This window comes from Kitasatospora sp. NBC_01250 (genome assembly GCF_036226465.1).
Classification (GTDB): domain Bacteria; phylum Actinomycetota; class Actinomycetes; order Streptomycetales; family Streptomycetaceae; genus Kitasatospora.
In genome coordinates this window covers 5,139,382-5,160,826 of record NZ_CP108476.1, presented here as the reverse complement: position 1 = coordinate 5,160,826, position 21,445 = coordinate 5,139,382, and the positions used below count along the sequence as shown (strand labels likewise).

The following is a 21,445-nucleotide window of genomic DNA, read 5'->3' as shown; positions in this document are numbered from 1 at the left end:
GATCCCGCACCGGCGCGGCCCCCGCACGCCAACCGCTGCGACTACGCTGGGTCGGATGACCACCGAGCCGAACGGAGCCTCCGGCGGGGCCCGCACCCTCGCCGACGAACTCCGCGCCAGCAGCGACCAGGCACTCGCCACCCTGCTGCGCCTGCGCCCCGATCTGCTCAACCCCGTGCCGACCGACCTCACCCAGCTGACCGCCAGGCTCTCCAGCCGGGCCTCCGCGCTGCGCGCGCTGGAGCGGCTGGACCGCTTCACGCTGCAGGTGGCCGAGGCGCTGGCCGCGATGCCGGACGGCGGCGCCGCCACCGTGCTGCGCGACCTGCTGGCCGGCCCCGCCCGGGTCAAGGCGCACCCCGGCGCCGAACCGGTGGACCGGGCCGCGGTGATCGCCGCGCTGCCCCGGGCACTGGCCGCGCTGCGCGAACGCGGGCTGCTCTGGGGTCCCGACACGGCGCCGCACCTGGTGATCGCGGTCCGCGAGGCACTGGCCCCCAGCGCCGCCGGGCCCGGCGGCACCGGCCTCGGGCCGACCCTGGGCGAGGCCACCCTGGGGATGTCCCCGGCCCGACTGCAACAGCTGCTCGCCGGCGCCGGCCTGCCCGCCACGCCCGACCCGGTGACCGCGGTGGCGGCCCTCGGCGCGCTGTTCGCCGACCGCAAGCGGTGCGCCGCGCTGCTCGCCGAGGCGCCGCCGGCCGCGCTCGGGGTGCTGGACCGGCTGGTCTGGGGCCCGCCCACCGGCACCGTGCCCGACGCGGCCCGCCCGGTCACCGCCGATCAGGCGCGCAGCCCCGTCGAGTGGCTGCTGGCCCGCGGCCTGCTGCTGCCCTCCGGCCCCGGCACCGTGGTGCTCCCCCGCGAGGTCGCGCTGCACCTGCGCGGCGGACGCAGCCACCGCACCGTCACGCCGCTCGCACCGGTGGTGGTCCCCGTCGCCGAGCGCGATCCACAGGCTGTGGACAGCGCGGCGGCCGGCCAGGCCCACACCGCGGTCCGCACCGTCGAGGAGCTGCTCGACCTGTGGGGCCTGCAGCCGCCCGCCGCCCTGCGGGCCGGCGGCCTGGGCGTGCGCGACCTCAAGCGGGCCGCCCTCGCCCTGGAGACCGACGAGGCGGGCGCCGCCTTCTGGCTCGAACTCGCCTACGGTGCGGGCCTGCTGGCCCCCGACGGCGAGGTGGGCGAACTGGCTGGGCGGACCGGCGAGGTCTGGGCCCCCACCCCCGCCTACGACCTGTGGCTGCAGCAGCCGACCGCCGAGCGCTGGGTGCTGCTGGCCCGCGGCTGGCTGGCCGGCACCCGGGTGGCCGGGCTGGTCGGCGCACCCGACGGCAAGGGCAAGGCGCGCGCCGCACTCGGCCCCGAGCTGGACCGGGTGCTGGCGCCGGTCACCCGGCGCGCGGTGCTCGGCCTGCTCGCCGAGCTGCCGCCCGGCACGGTGGCCGACGCCGAGGCGCTGCTGCCCGTCCAGCGCTGGCACCGCCCGCTGCGCGGCGGCCCCACCGGCCCCGACGGACGCGAGCTGCGCGACCAGCTGACCTCGTGGAGCCTGGCCGAGGCCGAGCTGCTCGGCGTCACCGGGCGCGGCGCGCTCGGGTCGGCGGGCCGCGCCCTGCTGGCCGGGCAGGACCCCGCGCCGGTGCTCGCCCCGCTGCTGCCGCAGCCGCTGGACCACGTGATCCTGCAGCCCGACCTGACCGCGATCGCCCCCGGGCCGCTGCTCACCCCGCTCGCCCAGGCGCTGGCGCTCTGCGCCGAGATCGAGTCCAAGGGCGGTGCCACCGTCTACCGGTTCACCGCCGAATCGGTCCGCCGGGCGCTGGACGCCGGGCGCAGCGCCACCGATCTGCACGCCTTCCTGGAGCAGCACTCCCGCACGCCCGTCCCGCAGCCGCTCAGCTACCTGATCGACGACGTCGCGCGCCGGCACGGCGTGCTGCGGGTCGGCGCGGCCGGCGCCTACCTGCGCTGCGACGACCCCGCGCTGCTCGCCGAGGTGCTCGCCGACCGCCGCGCCGCCGAGCTGCGGCTGCGGCTGCTCGCGCCCACCGTGCTGGCCGCCCAGAGCGGCCCGGAGACGGTGCTGACGGTGCTGCGCGCGATGGGCTACGCGCCGGCCGCCGAGTCCGCCGAGGGCGACCTGGTGATCACCCGCCCCGACAGCCACCGCACCCCGCCGCGCAGCGCCCCCGCCCCGATCGCCGACGGCCCCACCGCCCCGGACGACGTGCTGCTCGGCGCGGCCGTCAAGGCGATCCGGGCCGGCGACCGGGCCGCCACGGCGCACCGCCGCGAGACCGTCACCGGCCCCGCCGCCACCCGCCCCGAAACGGGCCCGGCCCGCACCGACACCCGTCACCTGCCGCGCACGGCGGCCGCCGACACCCTGGCCGCGCTGCAGACCGCGGTGCTGCTCGGCGAGCGGATGTGGATCGGCTACATCAACGCCGAGGGCCTGGCCTCGCAGCGGGTGATCGACCCGGTCAAGGTGGAGGGCGGCTACGTCACCGCCTTCGACCACCACGCGGAGAAGCTGAACACCTTCGCGCTGCACCGGATCACCGGCGTGGCCGAACTGGACGAGGGCTAGCTGGGTAGGGTCGCCGGTATGGAACTCGCCCCCGGCATCCGCTGCGCCGTCTCCGACCGCCACGGCGGCGTCAGCCCCGCCCCCTACGGCCGCAACCTGGGCGGGGCCACCGCCGACGACTACCAGAACGTGCTGCGCAACCGGGAGCTGACCGCCCGCCAGTTCGGCCTGGCGCCGGACAGGGTGGTCTGGATGCGCCAGGTGCACAGCGCCACCGTGCAGCAGGTGAAGGCCCCTTGGGGCAGCGAGGCGCCCGCGCTGGACGGCGTGTGGACCACCGAGCCCGGCCTGGCCCTGGCCTCCCTGGGCGCGGACTGCGCGGCCGTGCTGCTCGCCGACCCGGTGGCCCGGGTCGTCGGCGCCGCCCACTCGGGGCGGGTCGGCACGCTGACCGGTGTCGCCCCGAACCTGGTGGCGGCGATGGCCGAGGCCGGCGCCGAGCCCGGCCGGATGACCGCGCTGATCGGCCCCGCCGCCTGCGGCCACTGCTACGAGGTCCCGGCCGCGATGCGCGAGGAGTCCGCCGCCGTCCTGCCCGAGGTCTGGTCCACCACCCGCCAGGGCACCCCCGCCCTCGACCTGCGGGCCGGCATCACCGCCCAACTGACCCGCGCCGGCCTCACAGACATCCGCCACGACGCCCGCTGCACCATCGAGGACCAGGCCCTCTTCTCCCACCGCCGCGAACAGGCGACCGGCCGCTTCGCCGCCTACATCTGGCTCCAGCCGCAGGCCTGAGAGACGGCCCCGCCCGGCGCGCGGTGGGCCCGCCCGCCCCCGGCTGCCGGGCTCCGGCCCCGAAGGCCCCACCGATGCGGGACACTGGAGGGTCTGCGCCTGACCCGATGGAGGACTCCTCACCGTGAACAACGGGCCACTGATCGTCCAGAGCGACAAAACTCTCCTGCTGGAGATCGACCACCCCCAGGCGGCCGACTGCCGTCGCGCGATCGCGCCGTTCGCCGAACTGGAGCGGGCGCCCGAGCACGTGCACACCTACCGGGTGACGCCGCTGGGGCTGTGGAACGCGCGGGCCGCCGGGCACGACGCCGAGCAGGTGGTGGACGCCCTGGTGACGTACTCGCGCTACCCGGTGCCGCACGCGCTGCTGGTCGACGTCGCCGACACGATGGCCCGCTACGGGCGGCTCCAGCTGCTCAAGCACCCGGTGCACGGGCTGGTGCTGACCACCACCGACCGCCCGGTGCTGGAGGAGGTGCTGAAGTCCAAGAAGATCGCCCCGCTGGTCGGCGCCCGGGTCGAGCCCGACACCGTCGCGGTGCACCCCTCCGAGCGCGGGCAGATCAAGCAGGTGCTGCTCAAGCTGGGCTGGCCGGCCGAGGACCACGCGGGCTACGTGGACGGCGAGGCGCACCCGATCGAGCTGGACCAGAACGGCTGGCAGCTGCGCCCCTACCAGCAGCAGGCGGTGGAGGGCTTCTGGCACGGCGGCAGCGGCGTGGTCGTGCTGCCCTGTGGTGCGGGCAAGACGCTGGTCGGCGCGGCGGCGATGGCCGAGGCCAAATCGACCACGCTGATCCTGGTCACCAACACCGTCTCGGCCCGCCAGTGGAAGCACGAGCTGGTCAAGCGCACCTCGCTGACCGAGGACGAGATCGGCGAGTACAGCGGCACCCGCAAGGAGATCCGCCCGGTCACCATCGCCACCTACCAGGTGATGACGACCAAGCGGAAGGGCACCTACGCCCACCTGGAGCTGTTCGACGCCCGCAACTGGGGCCTGGTGGTCTACGACGAGGTTCACCTGCTGCCCGCGCCGGTCTTCAAGTTCACCGCCGACCTGCAGGCCCGCCGCCGGCTCGGCCTGACCGCGACGCTGGTGCGCGAGGACGGCCGCGAGGGCGACGTGTTCAGCCTGATCGGTCCCAAGCGCTTCGACGCCCCGTGGAAGGAGATCGAGGCGCAGGGCTACATCGCGCCGGCCGACTGCTGCGAGGTGCGGGTGACCCTGACCGACTCCGAGCGGCTGGCCTACGCGACCGCCGAGCCGGAGGAGCGCTACCGGTACTGCTCCACCACGGCGACCAAGCGCCGGGTGGTGGAGGCGCTGGTCAAGAAGCACGAGAAGGACCAGACGCTGATCATCGGGCAGTACATCGACCAGCTCGACGAGCTGGGCGAGGTGCTGGGCGCGCCGGTGATCAAGGGCGAGACCAGCAACGCCCAGCGCGAGAAGCTCTTCGAGGCGTTCCGGAGCAAGGAGATCAGCGTGCTGGTGGTCTCCAAGGTGGCCAACTTCTCGATCGACCTGCCGGAGGCGACGGTGGCCATCCAGGTCTCCGGGACCTTCGGCTCCCGCCAGGAGGAGGCCCAGCGGCTGGGCCGGGTGCTGCGGCCCAAGGCGGACGGGCACTCCGCACACTTCTACTCGGTGGTCGCCCGGGACACCGTCGACCAGGACTTCGCGGCGCACCGCCAGCGGTTCCTGGCCGAGCAGGGGTACGCCTACCGGATCATCGACGCCGACGACGTGTAGCGGACGGCAGTCGTCCGACGGCTACCGGACGACTACAGCTTGACGCCGTCGCGCCCGAGGAGGACCACGCGCGCGGCGGTGTCGAGCACGATGCCGACGTTGCGCACGGCCTGCTTCAGGGGCGGTCGCCGGCGGGGGCCGTCGGCCGCGGAGGCCGCGGTGGCGCCGGCCAGGGACTCGGTGGTGGTGCGCGCCCGGGGGGTCTTGGCCGCTGCCGGGGGCGCCGTGACGTTGACGGTGCTCATGTGTTCCACGGTAGTTTTCGCGCGCCGTCAGCACATCGGCCCAAAGTCCGTACCCGAAGAGGCAGAACTCGTCCCCGCGGCGTACCCGACCCCGTACCCGACCCTCAGGTGCTTGTGCGGCGAATATCCGTTAGCGCGGGGGCGAACGGCGCTCTATGCTGTCCGGTCTGCCCCCTCCCGAAGCGTGGTGCCGTCCGTGGCAGCCGTGGGAGGCCCTGACCGCTCGGCAACCGGTCAGGTTCCTTCACTGTGAGCTACGACGAGACCGCCGCGACCGCAACGGCGCGGCCGGGAAGGTTCGCTGTGCCATCCCCCGCCACACCCGACGCCCTGACCGACCTGCCGTCCGACCCGCTGCAGCGGGAGCGCGACCACCTCGCCTCGTCCCGGGCCGCCCTGCGCGCGATGCGCGAGGACGCCCAGGCGCTGGACATCTCCGACGTGGCCGGCACCTGGGTGACCGCCGAGGTGCTGCGCAAGCAGGTCGAGCGGCGGATCGCCGCCCTGGCCGACCTGGCCCACACCCCGCTCTTCTTCGGCCGGCTGGACTTCCTGCACGCGATCTCCGGCGACGCGAGCGAGGGGGCAGGCGGAGAGCGCTTCTACATCGGCCGGCGCCACGTGCACGACGCCGAGGGCGACCCGATGGTGATCGACTGGCGCGCGCCGGTCTCCCAGACCTTCTACCGGGCCAGCCGCAAGGACCCGATGGACATCGGCAAGCGGCGCCGGTTCGGCTACACCGGCGGCGAGCTGACCGCCTACGAGGACGAGAACCTGAGCGACCCGGCCGAGCTGGAGAGCGCCTCCGCGCTGCTGGCCGCCGAGATCGAGAAGCCCCGCGTCGGCCCGATGCGCGACATCGTGGCCACCATCCAGCCCGAGCAGGACGAGATCGTGCGCGCCGAGGTGACCGGCACGGTCTGCGTGCAGGGCGCGCCCGGCACCGGGAAGACGGCGGTGGGCCTGCACCGGGTGGCGTACCTGCTGTACGCGCACCGCGAGCGGCTCGCCAAGTCCGGCACCCTGGTGATCGGGCCGAACGCCTCCTTCCTCTCCTACATCGAGCAGGTGCTGCCCGCGCTGGGCGAGCTGGACGTCGCGCAGGCCACCGTCCAGGAGCTGGTGCGGCACGTCGAGGTGCGCGGCACCGACTCGGCCGAGGCGGCCCGGATCAAGGGCGACGCGCGGATGGCGCAGGTGCTGCGCCGGGCCGTGCGTTCGGGCATCACGCTGCCCACCGAGCCCTGCGTGGTGGTGCGCGGCTCCCGCCGCTGGCGGGTCCCGGCGTACGAACTCGTCGAGATCATCAAGGAGCTGGCGAGCCGGGACATCCGCTACGGGGCCGCCATGGAGGCGCTGCCGCAGCGCGTCTCGCACGCGGTGCTGCTGAAGATGGAGCAGGGCGGCGAGGCCCCCGACGACCGGGTGCAGGACGCGGTGGCCCGCTCGCGCGAGGTCAAGGCCCTGGTCAAGGCCTGCTGGCCGCCGGTGGACCCGGCCAAGCTGGTGCACCGGCTGCTGACCGACGCCGAGTTCCTGGCGAGCTGCGCGGACGGGATCCTGGACGCCGCGGAGCAGGCCGCGATCCGCTGGGAGAAGCCGGGCCGCTCACCGAAGACCGCGCCGTGGACCGCCGCGGACGCGGTGCTGGTGGACGAGACCGTCGACCTGGTGCACCGCACCCCCTCGCTCGGCCATGTGGTCCTCGACGAGGCGCAGGACCTCTCACCGATGCAGTACCGCGCGGTGGGCCGGCGCTGCACCACCGGCTCGGCCACCGTGCTGGGCGACCTGGCGCAGGGCACCACCCCGTGGGCGACCGGCAGTTGGCCCGAGGCGCTGCACCACCTGGGCAAGCCGGGCGCGCACGTCGAGGAGCTCACCACCGGCTTCCGGGTGCCCGAGGAGGTGATCGCCTACGCCTCGCGCCTGCTGCCGGCGATCGCCCCGGGCCTGGCCCCGGCCACCTCGATCCGTACCGCCGCAGACTCGCTGACGATCCGCCGGGCCACCGGGGAGGAGCTGGTCGCGGCGGTCGTGGCGGCCTGCCGGGAGGCGCTGGCGCACGAGGGCTCGACCGGCCTGATCGCCGCCGACGCGCGCCTGCCGCTCTTCGAGGCCGCGCTGGCCGAGGCCGGTCTCGCCTTTCTGACGCCGGGCACCGAGACCACCGCGGAGAGCCGGCTCACCCTGGTGCCCGCCTCGCTGGCCAAGGGCCTGGAGTACGACTACGTGGTGCTGGACGAGCCGGCCGCCGTGGTGGCCGGCGAGCCGGACCGGCGCACCGGCCTGCGGCGGCTGTACGTCTCGCTGACCCGTGCCGTCTCCGGCCTGACGGTGCTGCACGCCGAGCCGCTGCCGGCCGAGTTGGGCTGAGCCCGTCGGCGGCGCTCCGCAGTGCGGACCGCCGCCGACCGGACAGGCCGCTCAGCCGCTCAGCCGTCGATCAGCGCTCGCCACCGGGCGACCTTGGCCGCGTCGACCGGCGAGTTCCAGCCCGCTGTCCGCACCGCGCCACCCACGTGGAAGGCGTCGAAGCCCTCGGCCCGCAGCCGCGGCAGGTGCTCGGCGTGCAGACCGCCGCCGATCAGGATCCGCTGCCGGTAGCCGGGCTCCCCCGACTTGGCCAGCTCACCGGCCAGCACCTCGCCGCCCGCCGCGACCCCCGCGGCGGCCCCCGAGGTGAGGAAGGTGTCCAGGCCCGGCAGCTCGCCGACCGCGGCGCGCAGCGCGGCCCGGTCGGCGCTGTGGTCGATCGCCCGGTGGAAGGTCCAGCGGCAGCCCGCCACCGCCTCGGCCACGGTGCGCACGGCGGGCAGGTCGACGTTCCCGTCCGCGTCCAGGAAGCCGAGGACGAACTCCTCGGCGCCCTCGGCGCGCAGCGCCACCGCCCGGGCCACCAGCTCCGCGAGGTCACCGGCGCCGAAGCCGTCCCGGATCCGCAGCATCACCCGCAGCGGCAGGTCCACGGCTGCCCGGATCGCGGCGAAGTCGGCGAGCGCGGGGGTCAGCCCGTCGGCGGCCATGTCGGTGACCAGTTCGAGCCGGTCGGCACCGCCCGACTGCGCGGCCTGGGCATCGAGCGCCGTCAGCGCGATGACTTCGAAGATTGGTCTAGACATATCAGCTACCCTGCCACATCACCCGACCCACCGGCGAGCCCCCGGCAGGACCCGGCGTACGAAAGACGGGCCGTCAGCCGACCGGGGTGCCGCCCCGCCGCGGGGGGCGAGCACAATGACCGTCATGCCTACCGACCCGCACCCCGCCACCGACGCCCTGCTCGATCGCTGGACCGCCCTGTTGGAGCGCTGCTCGGCCACCGTCGACCCCGAGCCGTACGGGCGCGCGCTGCTGGCGCGCTGGGCCGAGCCGCATCGCCGGTACCACACCACGGACCACCTGCTGGCCGTGCTGGACGAGGTGGACGCACTCGCCGAGTACGCCGACGCGCCGGACACCGTCCGGCTGGCGGCCTGGTTCCACGACGCCGTCTACCAGCCGGACCGGTCCGAGAACGAGGAGCGCAGCGCCCAGTTGGCGATCCGCGCGCTGCGCGAGGCGGGGCTGGCGGCCGGGCTGATCGAGGAGGTGGTCCGGCTGGTGCGGCTCACCGTCAGCCACTTCCCGCGCCCCGGTGACCGGGACGGCGAGGTGCTCTGCGACGCCGACCTCGCGGTGCTCGGGCGCTCGCCCGAGGCGTACGCCGGCTACGCCGCCGCGGTCCGCGAGGAGTACGCCTTCATCCCCGAGGAGGTGTTCCGCCGCGAACGCGCGCTCATCCTGCACCAGTTGATCGCGCTGCCGGTGCTCTACCGCACCCCCGCCGGGCACGCCCGGTTCGAACAGCAGGCCCGCGCCAACCTGCTGGCGGAGATCAACACCCTGATCGCCTAGCCGTCGCCTAGGGCTGGAGCGAGCCGACCGCCGCCACCACGACGCCCTCCTTGCCGCACACCCAGTGCGGGTCGGGCCCCAGCTCGGGCTCCACGCCGAGCGCGTGCGGGTCGCCCTCGCGCGCGCAGTCCTCGCACAGCGGCCAGCGGCCGTAGCCCTCCAGCAGCGCGTCCTGGACGTCCTGGGCGAGCAGCCCGGCCACGAACTCGACGCCGTCCGGCCACTGCTCCAGCCACCAGCGCCGGTGCGTCACGGCGTCCTCCACCATGGACACCACGGCGGCGTCCGCGGCGGGGTCGCGGTCCAGGACGGCGCGGGCGGACAGGTCGGTGAGGATCAGCGCGCGGGCCTGGTGCAGGGCGGCTTCGATGTCGGACATGCACCCATTCTCGCGCACCCCCGGGGGCGGGTGGGCATGCGAAAGGGCGGCCTCCCGAAGGAGGCCGCCCTGTTCAGAACCCGTGATCCTCGGTGGAGGATCAGAAGTCCATGTCACCGCCCGGCATGCCGCCCGGAGCGCCGGCAGCGGCCTTCTCCGGCTTGTCGGCGATGACGGCCTCGGTGGTGAGGAAGAGCGCCGCGATGGAGGCGGCGTTCTGCAGCGCGGAGCGGGTGACCTTGGCCGGGTCGATGATGCCCTCGGCGATCAGGTCGACGTACTCGTTGGTCGCGGCGTTCAGGCCGTGGCCGGCGGGGAGGTTGCGCACCTTCTCCACCACGACGCCGCCCTCGAGGCCGGCGTTGACCGCGATCTGCTTGATCGGGGCCTCCAGCGCGACCTTGACGATGTTGGCACCGGTGGCCTCGTCGCCCTCCAGCTCCAGCTTGTCGAAGGCGACCGACGCCTGCAGCAGCGCGACGCCACCACCCGCGACGATGCCCTCCTCGACGGCCGCCTTCGCGTTGCGAACGGCGTCCTCGATGCGGTGCTTGCGCTCCTTGAGCTCGACCTCGGTGGCCGCGCCGGCCTTGATGACGGCCACGCCGCCGGCCAGCTTGGCGAGGCGCTCCTGGAGCTTCTCGCGGTCGTAGTCCGAGTCGCTGTTCTCGATCTCGGCGCGGATCTGGTTGACCCGGCCGGCGACCTGGTCGCTGTCGCCGCCACCGTCGACGATGGTGGTCTCGTCCTTGGTGATGACCACCTTGCGGGCGCTGCCCAGCAGGTCGAGACCGGCGTTCTCGAGCTTGAGGCCGACCTCCTCGGAGATCACGGTGCCACCGGTGAGGATGGCGATGTCGCCGAGCATGGCCTTGCGGCGGTCGCCGAAGCCCGGGGCCTTGACGGCGACGGACTTGAAGGTGCCGCGGATCTTGTTGACCACCAGGGTCGACAGGGCCTCGCCCTCGACGTCCTCGGCGATGATCAGCAGCGGCTTGCCGCTCTGCATGACCTTCTCCAGCAGCGGGAGCAGGTCCTTGACCGAGCCGATCTTGGAGTTGGCGATCAGGATGTACGGGTCGTCGAACGACGCCTCCATCCGCTCCAGGTCGGTGGCGAAGTAGGCCGAGATGTAGCCCTTGTCGAAGCGCATGCCCTCGGTGAGCTCGAGCTCCAGACCGAAGGTGTTGCTCTCCTCGACGGTGATGACGCCTTCCTTGCCGACCTTGTCCATGGCCTCGGCGATGAGCTCGCCGATCTGGGTGTCGGCGGCCGAGATGGAGGCGGTCGAAGCGATCTGCTCCTTGGTCTCCACATCCTTGGCCTGGGCCAGCAGCTGGTCCGAGACGGCCGCGACGGCCTTCTCGATACCGCGCTTGAGGGCCATCGGGTTGGCGCCGGCGGCGACGTTGCGCAGACCCTCGCGGACGAGCGCCTGGGCGAGCACGGTGGCGGTGGTGGTGCCGTCACCCGCGACGTCGTCGGTCTTCTTGGCGACCTCCTTGACGAGCTCCGCGCCGATCTTCTCGTAGGGGTCCTCGAGCTCGATCTCCTTGGCGATGGAGACACCGTCGTTGGTGATCGTGGGGGCGCCCCACTTCTTCTCAAGGACGACGTTGCGGCCCTTGGGGCCCAGCGTCACCTTGACGGCGTCGGCAAGCTGGTTCATGCCGCGCTCAAGGCCGCGGCGAGCTTCCTCGTCAAACGCGATGATCTTGGCCATCGGAAGTGGTCCTCCAGGACACGGTCGACTGCTCGGACCAGTGGTGCCCGCGACGGACGGCCCTGGTATGCGGGGGTCCTGTCCCCTACCGCTCCCGGAGCCTCACCGACCCGGTCCGTTGTCACTCTCAAGCTGTGAGTGCTAACGCCAATGATTAGCACTCCGGCATGGCGAGTGCAAGCTCCTCGGGCGACCCGACGACAACTCGCGGCAAAACGAACGGCAGGCCCGCGGGACGTCCCGGTGTCCGGGAAGTCCCACGGGCCTGCCGCTGAACCACCAGCTCGGTGAGAGCCGAGGCTCCGAGGTTCGGAAAGGTCAGACCGCCGCGCGGACCATGTCCGCCTGCGGGCCCTTCTGCCCCTGGGAGATCTCGAACTCGACCCGCTGGCCCTCTTCAAGGGTGCGGTAGCCGTCCATCTGGATCGCGCTGTAGTGGACGAACACGTCCGCACCACCGTCGACCGCGATGAAGCCGTAGCCCTTCTCCGCGTTGAACCACTTGACGGTGCCCTGAGCCATTCCGAACTCCCCTAGTGCTGTGCTGGCCCTTCGCGCACCCGCAGGTCACGGGCGCGGGTCTTGGTGGAGCGACCCGAGGAATCCCCCCTGGGCGCGCTCCCGCATGCCGCAGCGTCCCACCCCCGGGCGCCAGTTGGCGCTGACGAAGCAGGCGCATGCATCGACCGCGGCTGAATGTATCCGCATCGGCGCCCTGTGCAACAGGGCCACTGAACGCCAATTCGCTTGGGGCGCCAAGGGATAGTCGGGGATGAATGCGACAGACCTCGGCAATTCGGCTGGGACATAGCGGACGAAACCCGCAAATAGTCCAAAGAATTCTGACGAGGCGCCGACAGGGTTCGGGCGATACCTCGGCAGATGCGTCTCACCGGCCGGACGGCTCCAGCCGCGCTCAACTGCCGTGCGAGCGGCGGGGCGAGCCGGACCCGGACATCGGGGACAGCCTATGCCCTGCCGGAGACAGCCACGGACACCGGCCGGGCCGCCGCGCCACCGGCGGGCGGCCGACAGCAGGGCGCCGCCCGGCCAACAGCCGGACGGCGCCCTGGAAACGCGCTCGAAGGGGCGCTGACGCCTCGTCAGCAGCCGCCCGCCACCGCCGGGATGATCGAGACCCCGGCGCCGTCCCCGACCTCGGTGGCCAGGCCCTCGGCGAACCGCACGTCGTCGTCGTTGACGTACACGTTCACGAAGCGGCGCAGCTTGCCCGCCTCGTCCAGGATCCGCGCGGCGATGCCGGGGTGGTTGCGCTCCAGGTCGGCGATGACCTCCTGCAGGGTGGCGCCCTCGGCGCTCACCTCGGCGGCGCCCTCGGTGTAGGTGCGCAGGATGGTCGGGATACGGACGTTCGCGCTCATCGGTGTCTCCTCGCTTGCTGAACTGCCGGCTGAGCCGCTGGCTCAGCTGCTGGGGGTGGGGTCAGGACGCCAGGCCGGCGGCGCGGAAGGATTCCAGGGTCGGCCGGATGGTCGCGGTCAGGCCCGCGTCGGCCACCGCGTCCAGCGTCTTGAGGCCGTCCCCGGTGTTGATCGCCACGGTCTCCTTGGCCGGGTCCAGCAGACCGTTCTCGACCAGCTTCTTCAGCACGCCGATGGTCACGCCGCCCGCGGTCTCGGCGAAGATCCCCTCGGTGCGGGCCAGCAGCCGGATCGCCGCCACCACCTCGGCGTCGGTGACGTCCTCGACCGCGCCGCCGGTGCGCCGGGCGATGTCCAGCACGTACGGGCCGTCCGCCGGGTTGCCGATCGCCAGCGACTTGGCGATGGTGTCCGGCTTGACCGGGCGGATCGCGTCGTGACCCGCCTTGAAGGCCGCGGAGACCGGCGAGCAGCCGGCCGCCTGGGCACCGAAGATCTTGTAGGGCCGGTCCTCGACCAGGCCGAGCTTGATCAGCTCCTGCAGCCCCTTGTCGATCTTGGTGAGCTGCGAGCCGGAGGCGATCGGGATCACGATCTGCTCCGGCAGCCGCCAGCCGAGCTGCTCGCAGATCTCGAAGGCCAGCGTCTTGGAGCCCTCGCCGTAGTACGGGCGCAGGTTGACGTTGACGAAGCCCCAGCCCTCGCCGGCCGGGTCGCCGATCAGCTCGGAGCAGAACCGGTTCACGTCGTCGTAGTTGCCCTCGATGCCGACCAGCTCACCGCCGTAGACCCCGGCCATCACGACCTTGCCCTGCTCCAGGTCGTGCGGGATGAAGACGCAGGACTTGAAGCCGGCCCGGGCCGCCGCGGCGCCCACCGCGCCGGCCAGGTTGCCGGTGGAGGAGCAGGACAGCGTGGTGAAGTCGAAGGCGCGGGCGGCCTCGATCGCGCAGGCCACCACCCGGTCCTTGAAGGAGTGGGTCGGGTTGCCGGAGTCGTCCTTGACGTGCAGCTGGGCGGTGAAACCGAGCTCGCGGCCGAGGTTGTCGGCCTTCACCAGCGGGGTCCAGCCGGGGTTCAGGTTGGGCTTGCCGGCCACGTCCGCGGGCACCGGCAGCAGCGGGGCGTAGCGCCAGATCGAGGCGGGGCCGGCCTCGATCCGCTTGCGCAGCTCGTCGGCGTCGTAGCCCTCGTAGTCGTAGGCGATCTCCAGCGGGCCGAAACACTCCAGGCACGCGAAGCTGGGACCGAGCGGGAACCGGGTGCCGCACTCGCGACAGGACAGCGCGGCGGCGGGGCCGAGATCGACAGGACCGACAGCTGCAGGGGTAGCGGTAGCCATGATGGCGAGGCCTCTCTCCTCATCTTCCCCATGGCGCGGTCGCGCCACAGGCCGGAATTGGCACCTGCCCCGCCGGGGCCCGCGAAGGCCGGACGAGAAGGTTGCCGGGACGTCGACGGGCCGTTCCCTCAGTCCCTCTGGATGAGCTCTGTGAAGTTGTGGACACCAGGAATGCTGGCGAGTCCGAGCGATCGACCCCGGCGTGCGAAGGTCTGACCGCAGTACGAAGACTGTATCCGAAGGGCGGTCCACCGAGGCCGACCGTCCGACCCGCGAGACGAGATTCACAAGGAGCGAGATTTGCCTGCCGAGCAGAGCCCCGCGCTACTCCCGGAGGCGGCCGACTGGCTGCGCCGACGCTCCTGGCGGGCGGGCGACCGGCCGCCCGCCGCGCTGCTCGCCGCCAAGCAGGCCGCGGGGGCGGCCGGCACCGTCAGCGTGGTGCTGCCCGCGCTGGACGAGGAGTCCACGGTGGGCGACATCGTCACGGTGATCCGCCGCGAGCTGATGGAGCGGCTGCCGCTGGTGGACGAACTGGTGGTGGTCGACTCCGGCTCGGCGGACCGCACCGCCGAGGTGGCCGCGGCGGCCGGTGCCCGGGTGGTGCACCGGGACGCGATCCTGCCCGGACTGCCGGCCGTGCCGGGCAAGGGCGAGGTGCTCTGGCGCTCGCTGCTGGTGACCAGCGGGGCGATCGTCTGCTTCATCGACGCCGACCTGCGCGCATTCGACCCGGCCTTCGTCAGCGGCATCATCGGCCCGCTGCTCACCGACCCCGACCTGCAGTTGGTCAAGGCGATGTACGACCGCCCCCTGGAGACCGAAGGAGCGGTGGTGCCGGCCGGCGGCGGCCGGGTCACCGAGCTGGTCGCCCGCCCGCTGCTGGACCTGCACTGGCCGCAGCTGGCCGGCTTCGTGCAGCCGCTGGGCGGCGAGTACGCGGCCCGCCGCTCGCTGCTGGAGCGGCTGCACTTCCCGACCGGTTACGGGGTGGAGCTGGGCCTGCTGGTGGACGCGCTGGAGCTGGTGGGCCTGGACGCGCTGGCCCAGGTGGACGTGGGGGTGCGCCACCACCGCCACCAGGACAGCCAGGCGCTGGGCCGGATGGCCGCCACCATCTACCGCACCGCCCTGGAGCGGCTGGACCGCACCCACCGCCTGAAGGCCGCCGAGAACCTGGCCCGCCCGGTGCTGACCCAGTTCACCCGGGACGCAGTGACCCGCGACTTCACCGCCCACAGCCACCAGGTGATCGCGCTGGAGCGGCCCCCGGTGATCGGGCTTCCGCAGTACCGGGCGCAGAGCGTGTGACCAAGGTCCGGGTTTGCGTCCGCACGCCCCCGGCAAGGTTGAAGATATGTCCGATCACACGCCCGCACGCATCCTGGTGGCATCCAACCGGGGTCCGGTCTCCTTCAGCAGCGGCCCGGACGGCACGCTGACGCTGCGGCGCGGCGGCGGCGGACTGGTCTCGGGGCTCTCCGCGATCGACGACCCGGGCACGGTCTGGGTCTGCGCGGCACTCGGCGAGGCGGACCGCACGGCGGCCCGGCGCTCGCCGCAGGGGCGGCTCGACCAGGGCGGCTTCGATGTCGGCGGACAGGCCGTCCGGATGCTGGACATCGCCCCCGAGGTCTTCGACCAGGCCTACAACGGGGTGGCCAACTCGACCCTCTGGTTCCTGCACCACCTGCTCTACAACACGCCCACCGCACCCGTCTTCGACGCCGACGCCGACGCCCGGTGGACGGCCTTCGAGGCCTACAACGCGGCCTTCGCCGAGGCGCTGGCCGCCGAGGCCGCCCCGGGCGCCGCCGTGCTCGTGCAGGACTACCACCTGACCCTGGTGCCGGCGCTGCTCCGCGAGCTCCGTCCCGACCTGCGGATCAGCTACTTCCTGCACATCCCGTGGGCCCCGGCGGACTACTTCCGCATGCTGCCGGACGAGCTGGCCCGCGCCGTGCTGACCGGGGTGCTGGGCGCCGACCGGGCCGGCTTCCACACCCGCCGCTGGGCCGAGGCCTTCGCGGACTGCTGCGAGCAGCTCCTGGACGCGAAGATCATTTCTGGGGCGGGCCCCCGGTCCGACCTCTCGGTCAGCCACCAGGGCCGCACCACCAGGCTCGGGGTGCACGCGCTGGGCGCCGACGCCGACTTCCTGCGCGAGCGCGCCCACCGGCCGGACGTGGACGAGCGGCTGGCCGCGCTGCGCGAGGCGGTGGGCGGGCGGCGGACCATCGTGCGGGTGGACCGGACCGAGCTGAGCAAGAACATCGTGCGCGGCCTGCAGGCCTACCGGCACCTGCTGCGCAGCCGCCCCGAGTGGCGCGAGCAGGTGGTGCACATCGCCTTCGCCTACCCCTCCCGGCAGGACCTGGCCGAGTACCGCGACTACACCGCGGCCGTGCAGCGGCTCAGCCAGGAGATCACCGAGGAGTTCGCCACCGACTCCTGGCAACCGCTGATACTCCAGGTCGAGGACGACTTCGCGCGCTCGCTGGCGGCCTACCGGATGGCGGACGTGGCGCTGGTCAACCCGATCAGGGACGGCATGAACCTGGTCGCCAAGGAGGTCCCGGTGGTCTCCGACGCGGGCTGCGCGCTGGTGCTCTCCCGCGAGGCCGGTGCCCACGCCGAGCTGGGCGCGGACGCGCTGAGCATCAACCCCTACGACGTGGTCGGCACCGCCGAGGCGCTGCACCGGGCGTTGAGCATGCCGGCGGCCGAGCGGGCCGAGCGCACCGGACGGCTGGCCGCGGCGGCCACCGCGCTGCCGCCGCAGCAGTGGTTCCTGGCTCAGCTGGCCGAACTGAGCGACTGACCCAGCCGCTCCAGCAGCTCCACCACGCCGGCCGGCCCCGCCACCAGCAGGTCCGCCTGCTCGGCGATCTCGCGCACCGGCGGCTCGCCGGTCACCGGTCCGCTGGCCACCAGCAGGCCGCCCCCGCCCGCCGCACGCAGTCGGCGCACCGCCGCGAAGGCGGCCAGATCACCCAGGTCGTCGCCGGCGTAGAGCACCGACCGGGCGCCCCGCTCGCTCACCAGGCCGCTCAGCGCGGCTCCCTTGTCCACCCCCGGCGGACGCAACTCCAGGACCAGGCGGCCCGGTTCGACGGTCAGGCCGTGCGCCGCCGCCAGCGCGGCCAGCGGCTCGCGCAGCAGCTCGAAGGCGGCGGCGGGGTCGGCGGTGCGGCGGGTGTGCACCGCGACCGAGCGCTCCTTGTCCTCGGTGCCGGTGCCCTCCGGCGCGCCCACCGCGGCCAGCAGCGCAGGCAGTTCGGCCCGTACGGCGGCCACCCCCGGGTGCGGCGGCGGCGCGGTCAGGGTGCCGCCCGCCCAGCGCTCGGCGCCGTAGTGGCCGAGCACCACCAGGGGTTCGAGCCCCGGCTGCCGGTCGAAGCCGCCCAGCCGCACCGCGCTGAGCACCGGACGCCCGGTCACCACGGCCACGGTGCCGACCAGCGGCGCCAGCGCGGCCAGCGCGGCGGCGGCGCCGGGGTGCGCCCAGGCCTGCTCGGGATCGGCGACGATCGGGGACAGGGTGCCGTCGAAGTCCACGGCGACCAGCGCCCGCGCCGGATCGGCCAGCAGCGCGGCCAGCCCCTCGCGTCCCTCGGCGGTCCTTGGTTCCAGCGCGATACCCATGACGGCCAACCTACCCAGGGCCGCCGCGGGCTAACGCTCGGCGCGACGGGCGGCGCGGACCCGGCGCAGCCGGTTGACCAGCACCGGGCTGTGCGCCAGCGCCTCCGGGCGGTCCAGCAGGCCGTTCAGCAGCTGGTAGTACCGGGTGGCGGAGATGCCCAGGCGCTCCCGCACGGCCTGCTCCTTGGCGCCCTGGGTCCGCCAGCCGGCCGCCTCCAGGGCGAGCACGGCCAGCTCCCGTTCGGTCAACTCGGTCATGGGGCCATTGTGCGCGCGAGCCGCTACTGCGGGCGCTTGCTCTTGGCCTGGTCCACGGCGTAGTTCTGCAGATCACTGAGGACCGGCTTCGGGTCGCCCTGCACCGCCGTGCCGATCTCGGTCTTGATCCGGCCGCTGACGGTGTCCCAGGCCGGGTCGCCGAACGGGTAGAAGGAGGCGTTCGGCAGCGCGTCCAGGAACGGCTTGAGCTCGGCGTTCTGCCCGTTCGCGGTCATCGCCGCCAGGCCGTCCTGGGTGACCGGGAGCAGGTTGTACTCCTGGTCGAACTTGGTGGTGTTGTCCTTGTTGAACGCGAAGCTCAGGAAGGTGCGGATCTCGTTGCGGTGGCCGTTGGCGCTGTAGGCCATCATCCAGTCGGCGACCCCGAGCGAGACCGGCTTGATCTGCGTGTTCTTGACCGGGATCGGCGCGGTGCCGAAGTCGATGTTGCCCTGGTGGGCCTGCTGGAGCAGGGTCGGGTGCCCGTTGAGCATCGCCACCTTGCCGTTGGCGAAGTCGGTGAAGGCGTTCTGGCGGTTCACCTTGCCCGGGTCCGGATAGGTCAGGTGGGCGTCGACCAGGTTCTGCTTGAGCCAGTTGAAGGTGTCGACGTTCTGCGCGCTGTCCAGGGAGTAGACGCCGGCGGCGTCGGTGATGCCGCTGCCACCGCTCATCGTCCACATCGAGGTCTCGGCCTGGGCCTCCTCGGGGCCGAGCGGCAACGCGTACGGGGTGACCCCGGGGACCTTGGCCTTGATCAGCGCGGCGTCGTTCTTCAGGTCGTCCCAGGTGGCGGGCGGCTGGGTGATCCCGGCCTGGCGGAAGATCGCCTTGTTGTAGAAGAAGGTCCGCGAGGAGGCGGCGAAGGGTATGCCGTACTGGGTCCCGAGCACGTTGCCGGCGCGGTTGAAGCTGTCCAGGAAGTTGGTCTGGGTGTCGATCGAGAGCACGTCGCTGGCCGGGTAGAGCTGGCCGGCGGCGACCTTGTCGGCGAAGCCGCCGGTCTGCACCAGGTCCGGCGAGTTGCCGGCCTTGACCATGTCGGCCACCTTGGCGTCGATGTCGCTCCAGCTGAAGACCTGGACGTCCACCTTGATCTTGGGGTTGGCCGCCTCGAACTGCTTGGCCAGGTGGTTCCAGTACTTCTGCGAGCTGGTGTCCGGAGTGGTCCCGTAGTCGGCGGCCACCAGCTTGAGGGTGACGGTGCCACCGCCGCCCAGGCCGAGGAAGCTGCAGCCGGTCAGCCCGCAGGTCAGCAGGGTGCCGGCGGACAGCACGGCGAAAAGTCGGGACTTCAACGGGGACCGCCTTCGAGCACAGGGGTGGGACCTCCCGGGGACAGAGGTGGGCGAAAGGGTGTCAAATTCCGACCCTTGTGGTCCACACCAGAGGCCCCTGGGCGAGGAACGTTACCTAAGTGATCGCCCGCATTGCACATCCTGCAACCGGCGCCGATCAGACCGTCAGCACACGAACGCCCGCCTCGCGGAAGGCGGTGACGAGGTCCGCCCCGGCCGCCTCGTCGGTCACCAACGTGTCGATCGTCTCAAGCCCGCAGATCCGCGCGAAGGCGCGCCGGCCCAGCTTGGAGGAATCGGCCGCCACCACCACCCGCCGGGCCCGCTCGGTCAGCAGCCGGTTGACGCTGGCCTCGCCCTCGTGGTGCGCACTCGCACCGACCTCGACGTCCAGCGCGTCCACGCCCAACACCGTGACGTCCAGCGTCAGTTCGGCGAGCACGGTACTGGCCAGCGGTCCGATCAGCTCGTAGGACTGCGGGCGGGCCACCCCGCCGGTCACCACGATCTTGACGGCCGGGCGCACGGTCAGCTCGTTGGCGATGTTGAGCGCGTTGGTCACCACGGTCAGCGCGTGCCCCGCCTCGGCGCCCTCGGTCAGCTCCGGGCGGACCGCGAGCGCGCGGGCCACCTCGGTGGTGGTGGTGCCGCCGTTGAGCCCGACCACCTCGCCCGGCGCGATCAGCGCGGCGACCGCCTGGCCGATCCGCTGCTTGGCCCCGGCGTTGCGGGCGGTCTTGTAGCGCAGCGGCAGGTCGTAGGAGACGTTGTGCGCCACCGCGCCGCCGCGGGTGCGGGTGACCATCTGCTGGCGGGCCAGCTGGTCGAGGTCGCGGCGGATCGTGGCAGCCGACACGCCCAGCGCCGCAGCCGCCTCCTCGACCTCCAACTTGCCGTGTTCGGCAAGGAGTTCAAGAAGACCGTTCCACCGCTCGTATCTGGACACGCCACACCTTCCCTGCCGACCGCATGAGTACGTACTCCGACCCCGCCCACCGCCTTCGTGGACAGCGTCGCACAGCACCGGTCACATGCTGGGCCGCATTTCGTACCCGCTCCAAGGTCTTGCGCGATCCTGCGCGAAACAGCTATAAATCAATCAGTTTCACGCAGACGCGTGAGCAGAAGGGAGCCGTAGGCATGACAGCCATCGACAGCTCACTCACCGCCGAGGAGCTGGCCACCCAGCCGGACTGCTGGCGCCGGGCGGCGACACTGGCCGGGACGTCGGCGGCGGCACTGCCCCGGCGCGGCGAGCGGATCGCCGCGGTCGGCTGCGGAACCTCCTGGTTCATGGCGCAGTCCTACGCGGCGCTGCGCGAGGCGGCCGGGCAGGGCGAGACCGACGCCTTCGCCGCCTCCGAGTTCCCCGGCGCCCGGGACTACGACCGGGTGGTGGCGATCACCCGCTCGGGCACCACGACCGAGGTGCTCACCCTGCTGGGGGCCCTGCGCGGGCGCACCGCGACCACCGCGCTGACCGCCGACCCGCACACCCCGGTGATGACCGCCGCCGACCAGGTGGTGGTGCTCGACTTCGCCGACGAGCGCTCGGTGGTGCAGACCCGCTTCGCCACCAGTGCGCTGGCACTGCTGCGCGCCCACCTGGCGGGCGACGGCGCCGGCGGCGAGGGGCCCGGCAGCGTCGCCAAGGCCGCCGCGGACGCCGAGCGGGCACTCGAAGAGCCGCTGCCCGAAGGCCTGCTGACGGTCGATCAGGTCACCTTCCTGGGCGGCGGCTGGACCAACGGCCTGGCCCTGGAGGCCGGGCTCAAGATGCGCGAGGCGGCCTGCTTCTGGACCGAGGCCTACCCCGCGATGGAGTACCGGCACGGCCCGATCGCGATCACCGGCCCCGGGCGCGCCGCCTGGATGTTCGGCGAGCTGCCCGAGGGGCTGGCCGGCGACATCGCCGCCACCGGCGGCCTGCTGGTGGCCGGCTCCGGCGCCGGCGGTCTTGACCCGATGGCCGACCTGGTCCGGGCCCAGCGGCTGGCCGTGGCCCTGGCCACCGCGCGCGGGCTCGACCCGGACAACCCGCGGGCACTGACCAGGTCGGTGCAGCTCTGATCCGGTCCCTCTCCCCCGCGGCAGGGGGCTGCTGAGCGACCAAGGTCACCTCGCCCGGTTCAGACAAACCCGACCACTGGACTAGACCTCTCCTCCTCGGTCAAGGGAAACTG

Annotated in this window: 19 protein-coding genes and 1 riboswitch; of the genes, 8 read left to right on the top strand and 11 right to left on the bottom strand. The window is 73.1% G+C overall.

Features of this window, described 5'->3' with window-relative positions; all coding sequences use genetic code 11:
• The first annotated feature begins 55 nt into the window (after positions 1-55).
• The 3 genes from OG500_RS21735 to OG500_RS21725 all read left to right on the top strand — a co-directional run bounded on the left by OG500_RS21735 (position 56) and on the right by OG500_RS21725 (position 5,090).
• Positions 56-2,593 (top strand): helicase-associated domain-containing protein, encoded by a 2,538-nt coding sequence (locus tag OG500_RS21735; RefSeq protein WP_327068349.1) that lies wholly within the window; start codon positions 56-58, stop codon positions 2,591-2,593.
• Positions 2,594-2,611: 18 nt separating this feature from the next.
• Positions 2,612-3,331, top strand: coding sequence for a peptidoglycan editing factor PgeF (gene pgeF / locus OG500_RS21730; RefSeq protein ID WP_327068348.1), 720 nt, complete (start codon positions 2,612-2,614; stop codon positions 3,329-3,331).
• A 124-nt stretch (positions 3,332-3,455) separates the two neighbouring features.
• Positions 3,456-5,090 carry a DNA repair helicase XPB gene (locus OG500_RS21725; protein WP_327068347.1) on the top strand — a complete coding sequence of 545 codons (1,635 nt, stop codon included), beginning with the start codon at positions 3,456-3,458 and terminating at the stop codon, positions 5,088-5,090.
• A 32-nt stretch (positions 5,091-5,122) separates the two neighbouring features.
• Here OG500_RS21725 and OG500_RS21720 read toward each other — a convergent pair whose 3' ends face one another.
• Complete coding sequence (locus OG500_RS21720; RefSeq protein WP_327068346.1) at positions 5,123-5,335, bottom strand: hypothetical protein; 213 nt, start codon at positions 5,333-5,335, stop codon at positions 5,123-5,125.
• A gap of 303 nt (positions 5,336-5,638) precedes the next feature.
• On the opposite strand from OG500_RS21720, the gene OG500_RS21715 reads away from it, so the two are divergent.
• A complete protein-coding gene (locus tag OG500_RS21715) occupies positions 5,639-7,714 on the top strand; it encodes a HelD family protein (protein WP_329582640.1) in 2,076 nt (691 codons plus the stop codon).
• Positions 7,715-7,773: 59 nt separating this feature from the next.
• On the opposite strand, the gene OG500_RS21710 is transcribed toward OG500_RS21715, so the two are convergent.
• Entirely contained in the window at positions 7,774-8,460 is a 687-nt protein-coding gene (locus OG500_RS21710; RefSeq protein WP_327068344.1) for a copper homeostasis protein CutC, read from the bottom strand.
• A gap of 115 nt (positions 8,461-8,575) precedes the next feature.
• Between OG500_RS21710 and OG500_RS21705 the strand changes: the two genes are divergently transcribed.
• Positions 8,576-9,235 (top strand): HD domain-containing protein, encoded by a 660-nt coding sequence (locus OG500_RS21705; RefSeq protein ID WP_327068343.1) that lies wholly within the window; start codon positions 8,576-8,578, stop codon positions 9,233-9,235.
• A 7-nt stretch (positions 9,236-9,242) separates the two neighbouring features.
• On the opposite strand, the gene OG500_RS21700 is transcribed toward OG500_RS21705, so the two are convergent.
• The 5 genes from OG500_RS21700 to thrC form a co-directional block, all read right to left on the bottom strand.
• Complete coding sequence (locus tag OG500_RS21700; protein ID WP_327068342.1) at positions 9,243-9,614, bottom strand: hypothetical protein; 372 nt, start codon at positions 9,612-9,614, stop codon at positions 9,243-9,245.
• A 100-nt stretch (positions 9,615-9,714) separates the two neighbouring features.
• On the bottom strand, positions 9,715-11,337 hold the full coding sequence (groL, locus tag OG500_RS21695) for a chaperonin GroEL (RefSeq protein WP_327068341.1): 1,623 nt from the start codon (positions 11,335-11,337) through the stop codon (positions 9,715-9,717).
• Between the two features lie 318 nt (positions 11,338-11,655).
• Complete coding sequence (locus OG500_RS21690; protein WP_030289665.1) at positions 11,656-11,859, bottom strand: cold-shock protein; 204 nt, start codon at positions 11,857-11,859, stop codon at positions 11,656-11,658.
• Positions 11,860-12,440: 581 nt separating this feature from the next.
• Entirely contained in the window at positions 12,441-12,719 is a 279-nt protein-coding gene (locus OG500_RS21685) for a MoaD/ThiS family protein (protein ID WP_327068340.1), read from the bottom strand.
• Positions 12,720-12,780: 61 nt separating this feature from the next.
• Positions 12,781-14,061 carry a threonine synthase gene (gene thrC / locus OG500_RS21680; protein WP_327068339.1) on the bottom strand — a complete coding sequence of 427 codons (1,281 nt, stop codon included), beginning with the start codon at positions 14,059-14,061 and terminating at the stop codon, positions 12,781-12,783.
• Between the two features lie 16 nt (positions 14,062-14,077).
• Positions 14,078-14,209: riboswitch (SAM riboswitch) on the bottom strand.
• Positions 14,210-14,361: 152 nt separating this feature from the next.
• Here thrC and OG500_RS21675 point away from each other — a divergent pair.
• Both OG500_RS21675 and OG500_RS21670 read left to right on the top strand, forming a co-directional pair.
• Positions 14,362-15,372, top strand: a complete 1,011-nt coding sequence (locus OG500_RS21675) for a glucosyl-3-phosphoglycerate synthase (protein ID WP_329582635.1) — start codon at positions 14,362-14,364, stop codon at positions 15,370-15,372.
• A gap of 46 nt (positions 15,373-15,418) precedes the next feature.
• A complete protein-coding gene (locus tag OG500_RS21670) occupies positions 15,419-16,882 on the top strand; it encodes an alpha,alpha-trehalose-phosphate synthase (UDP-forming) (protein WP_329582633.1) in 1,464 nt (487 codons plus the stop codon).
• Here the strand turns inward: OG500_RS21670 and otsB are convergent.
• The 4 genes from otsB to OG500_RS21650 all read right to left on the bottom strand — a co-directional run bounded on the left by otsB (position 16,858) and on the right by OG500_RS21650 (position 20,208).
• The gene (otsB, locus tag OG500_RS21665; RefSeq protein ID WP_327068336.1) at positions 16,858-17,706 is read right to left on the bottom strand and encodes a trehalose-phosphatase; all 849 of its coding nucleotides are present in this window, start codon (positions 17,704-17,706) and stop codon (positions 16,858-16,860) included. The genes OG500_RS21670 and otsB overlap by 25 nt on opposite strands.
• A gap of 30 nt (positions 17,707-17,736) precedes the next feature.
• Positions 17,737-17,964, bottom strand: a complete 228-nt coding sequence (locus OG500_RS21660) for a DUF3263 domain-containing protein (protein WP_327068335.1) — start codon at positions 17,962-17,964, stop codon at positions 17,737-17,739.
• A 23-nt stretch (positions 17,965-17,987) separates the two neighbouring features.
• Positions 17,988-19,262, bottom strand: a complete 1,275-nt coding sequence (locus OG500_RS21655; protein WP_327068334.1) for an extracellular solute-binding protein — start codon at positions 19,260-19,262, stop codon at positions 17,988-17,990.
• A 157-nt stretch (positions 19,263-19,419) separates the two neighbouring features.
• On the bottom strand, positions 19,420-20,208 hold the full coding sequence (locus tag OG500_RS21650; protein ID WP_327068333.1) for a DeoR/GlpR family DNA-binding transcription regulator: 789 nt from the start codon (positions 20,206-20,208) through the stop codon (positions 19,420-19,422).
• Between the two features lie 194 nt (positions 20,209-20,402).
• Here OG500_RS21650 and OG500_RS21645 point away from each other — a divergent pair, with 194 nt between their 5' ends.
• Positions 20,403-21,332 carry an SIS domain-containing protein gene (locus tag OG500_RS21645; RefSeq protein ID WP_329582630.1) on the top strand — a complete coding sequence of 310 codons (930 nt, stop codon included), beginning with the start codon at positions 20,403-20,405 and terminating at the stop codon, positions 21,330-21,332.
• The last annotated feature ends 113 nt before the right edge of the window (positions 21,333-21,445 follow it).

Bases quoted from the DNA above. Each gene is read 5' to 3' on its own strand.
- OG500_RS21710 (WP_327068344.1), bottom strand. From the start codon at position 8,460: ATGTCTAGACCAATCTTCGAAGTCATCGCGCTGACGGCGCTCGATGCC.
- groL (WP_327068341.1), bottom strand. From the start codon at position 11,337: ATGGCCAAGATCATCGCGTTTGACGAGGAAGCTCGCCGCGGCCTTGAG.
- OG500_RS21705 (WP_327068343.1), top strand. From the start codon at position 8,576: ATGACCGTCATGCCTACCGACCCGCACCCCGCCACCGACGCCCTGCTC.
- OG500_RS21735 (WP_327068349.1), top strand. From the start codon at position 56: ATGACCACCGAGCCGAACGGAGCCTCCGGCGGGGCCCGCACCCTCGCC.
- OG500_RS21685 (WP_327068340.1), bottom strand. From the start codon at position 12,719: ATGAGCGCGAACGTCCGTATCCCGACCATCCTGCGCACCTACACCGAG.
- OG500_RS21720 (WP_327068346.1), bottom strand. From the start codon at position 5,335: ATGAGCACCGTCAACGTCACGGCGCCCCCGGCAGCGGCCAAGACCCCC.
- thrC (WP_327068339.1), bottom strand. From the start codon at position 14,061: ATGGCTACCGCTACCCCTGCAGCTGTCGGTCCTGTCGATCTCGGCCCC.
- otsB (WP_327068336.1), bottom strand. From the start codon at position 17,706: ATGGGTATCGCGCTGGAACCAAGGACCGCCGAGGGACGCGAGGGGCTG.
- OG500_RS21670 (WP_329582633.1), top strand. From the start codon at position 15,419: ATGTCCGATCACACGCCCGCACGCATCCTGGTGGCATCCAACCGGGGT.
- pgeF (WP_327068348.1), top strand. From the start codon at position 2,612: ATGGAACTCGCCCCCGGCATCCGCTGCGCCGTCTCCGACCGCCACGGC.
- OG500_RS21690 (WP_030289665.1), bottom strand. From the start codon at position 11,859: ATGGCTCAGGGCACCGTCAAGTGGTTCAACGCGGAGAAGGGCTACGGC.
- OG500_RS21660 (WP_327068335.1), bottom strand. From the start codon at position 17,964: ATGACCGAGTTGACCGAACGGGAGCTGGCCGTGCTCGCCCTGGAGGCG.
- OG500_RS21645 (WP_329582630.1), top strand. From the start codon at position 20,403: ATGACAGCCATCGACAGCTCACTCACCGCCGAGGAGCTGGCCACCCAG.
- OG500_RS21700 (WP_327068342.1), bottom strand. From the start codon at position 9,614: ATGTCCGACATCGAAGCCGCCCTGCACCAGGCCCGCGCGCTGATCCTC.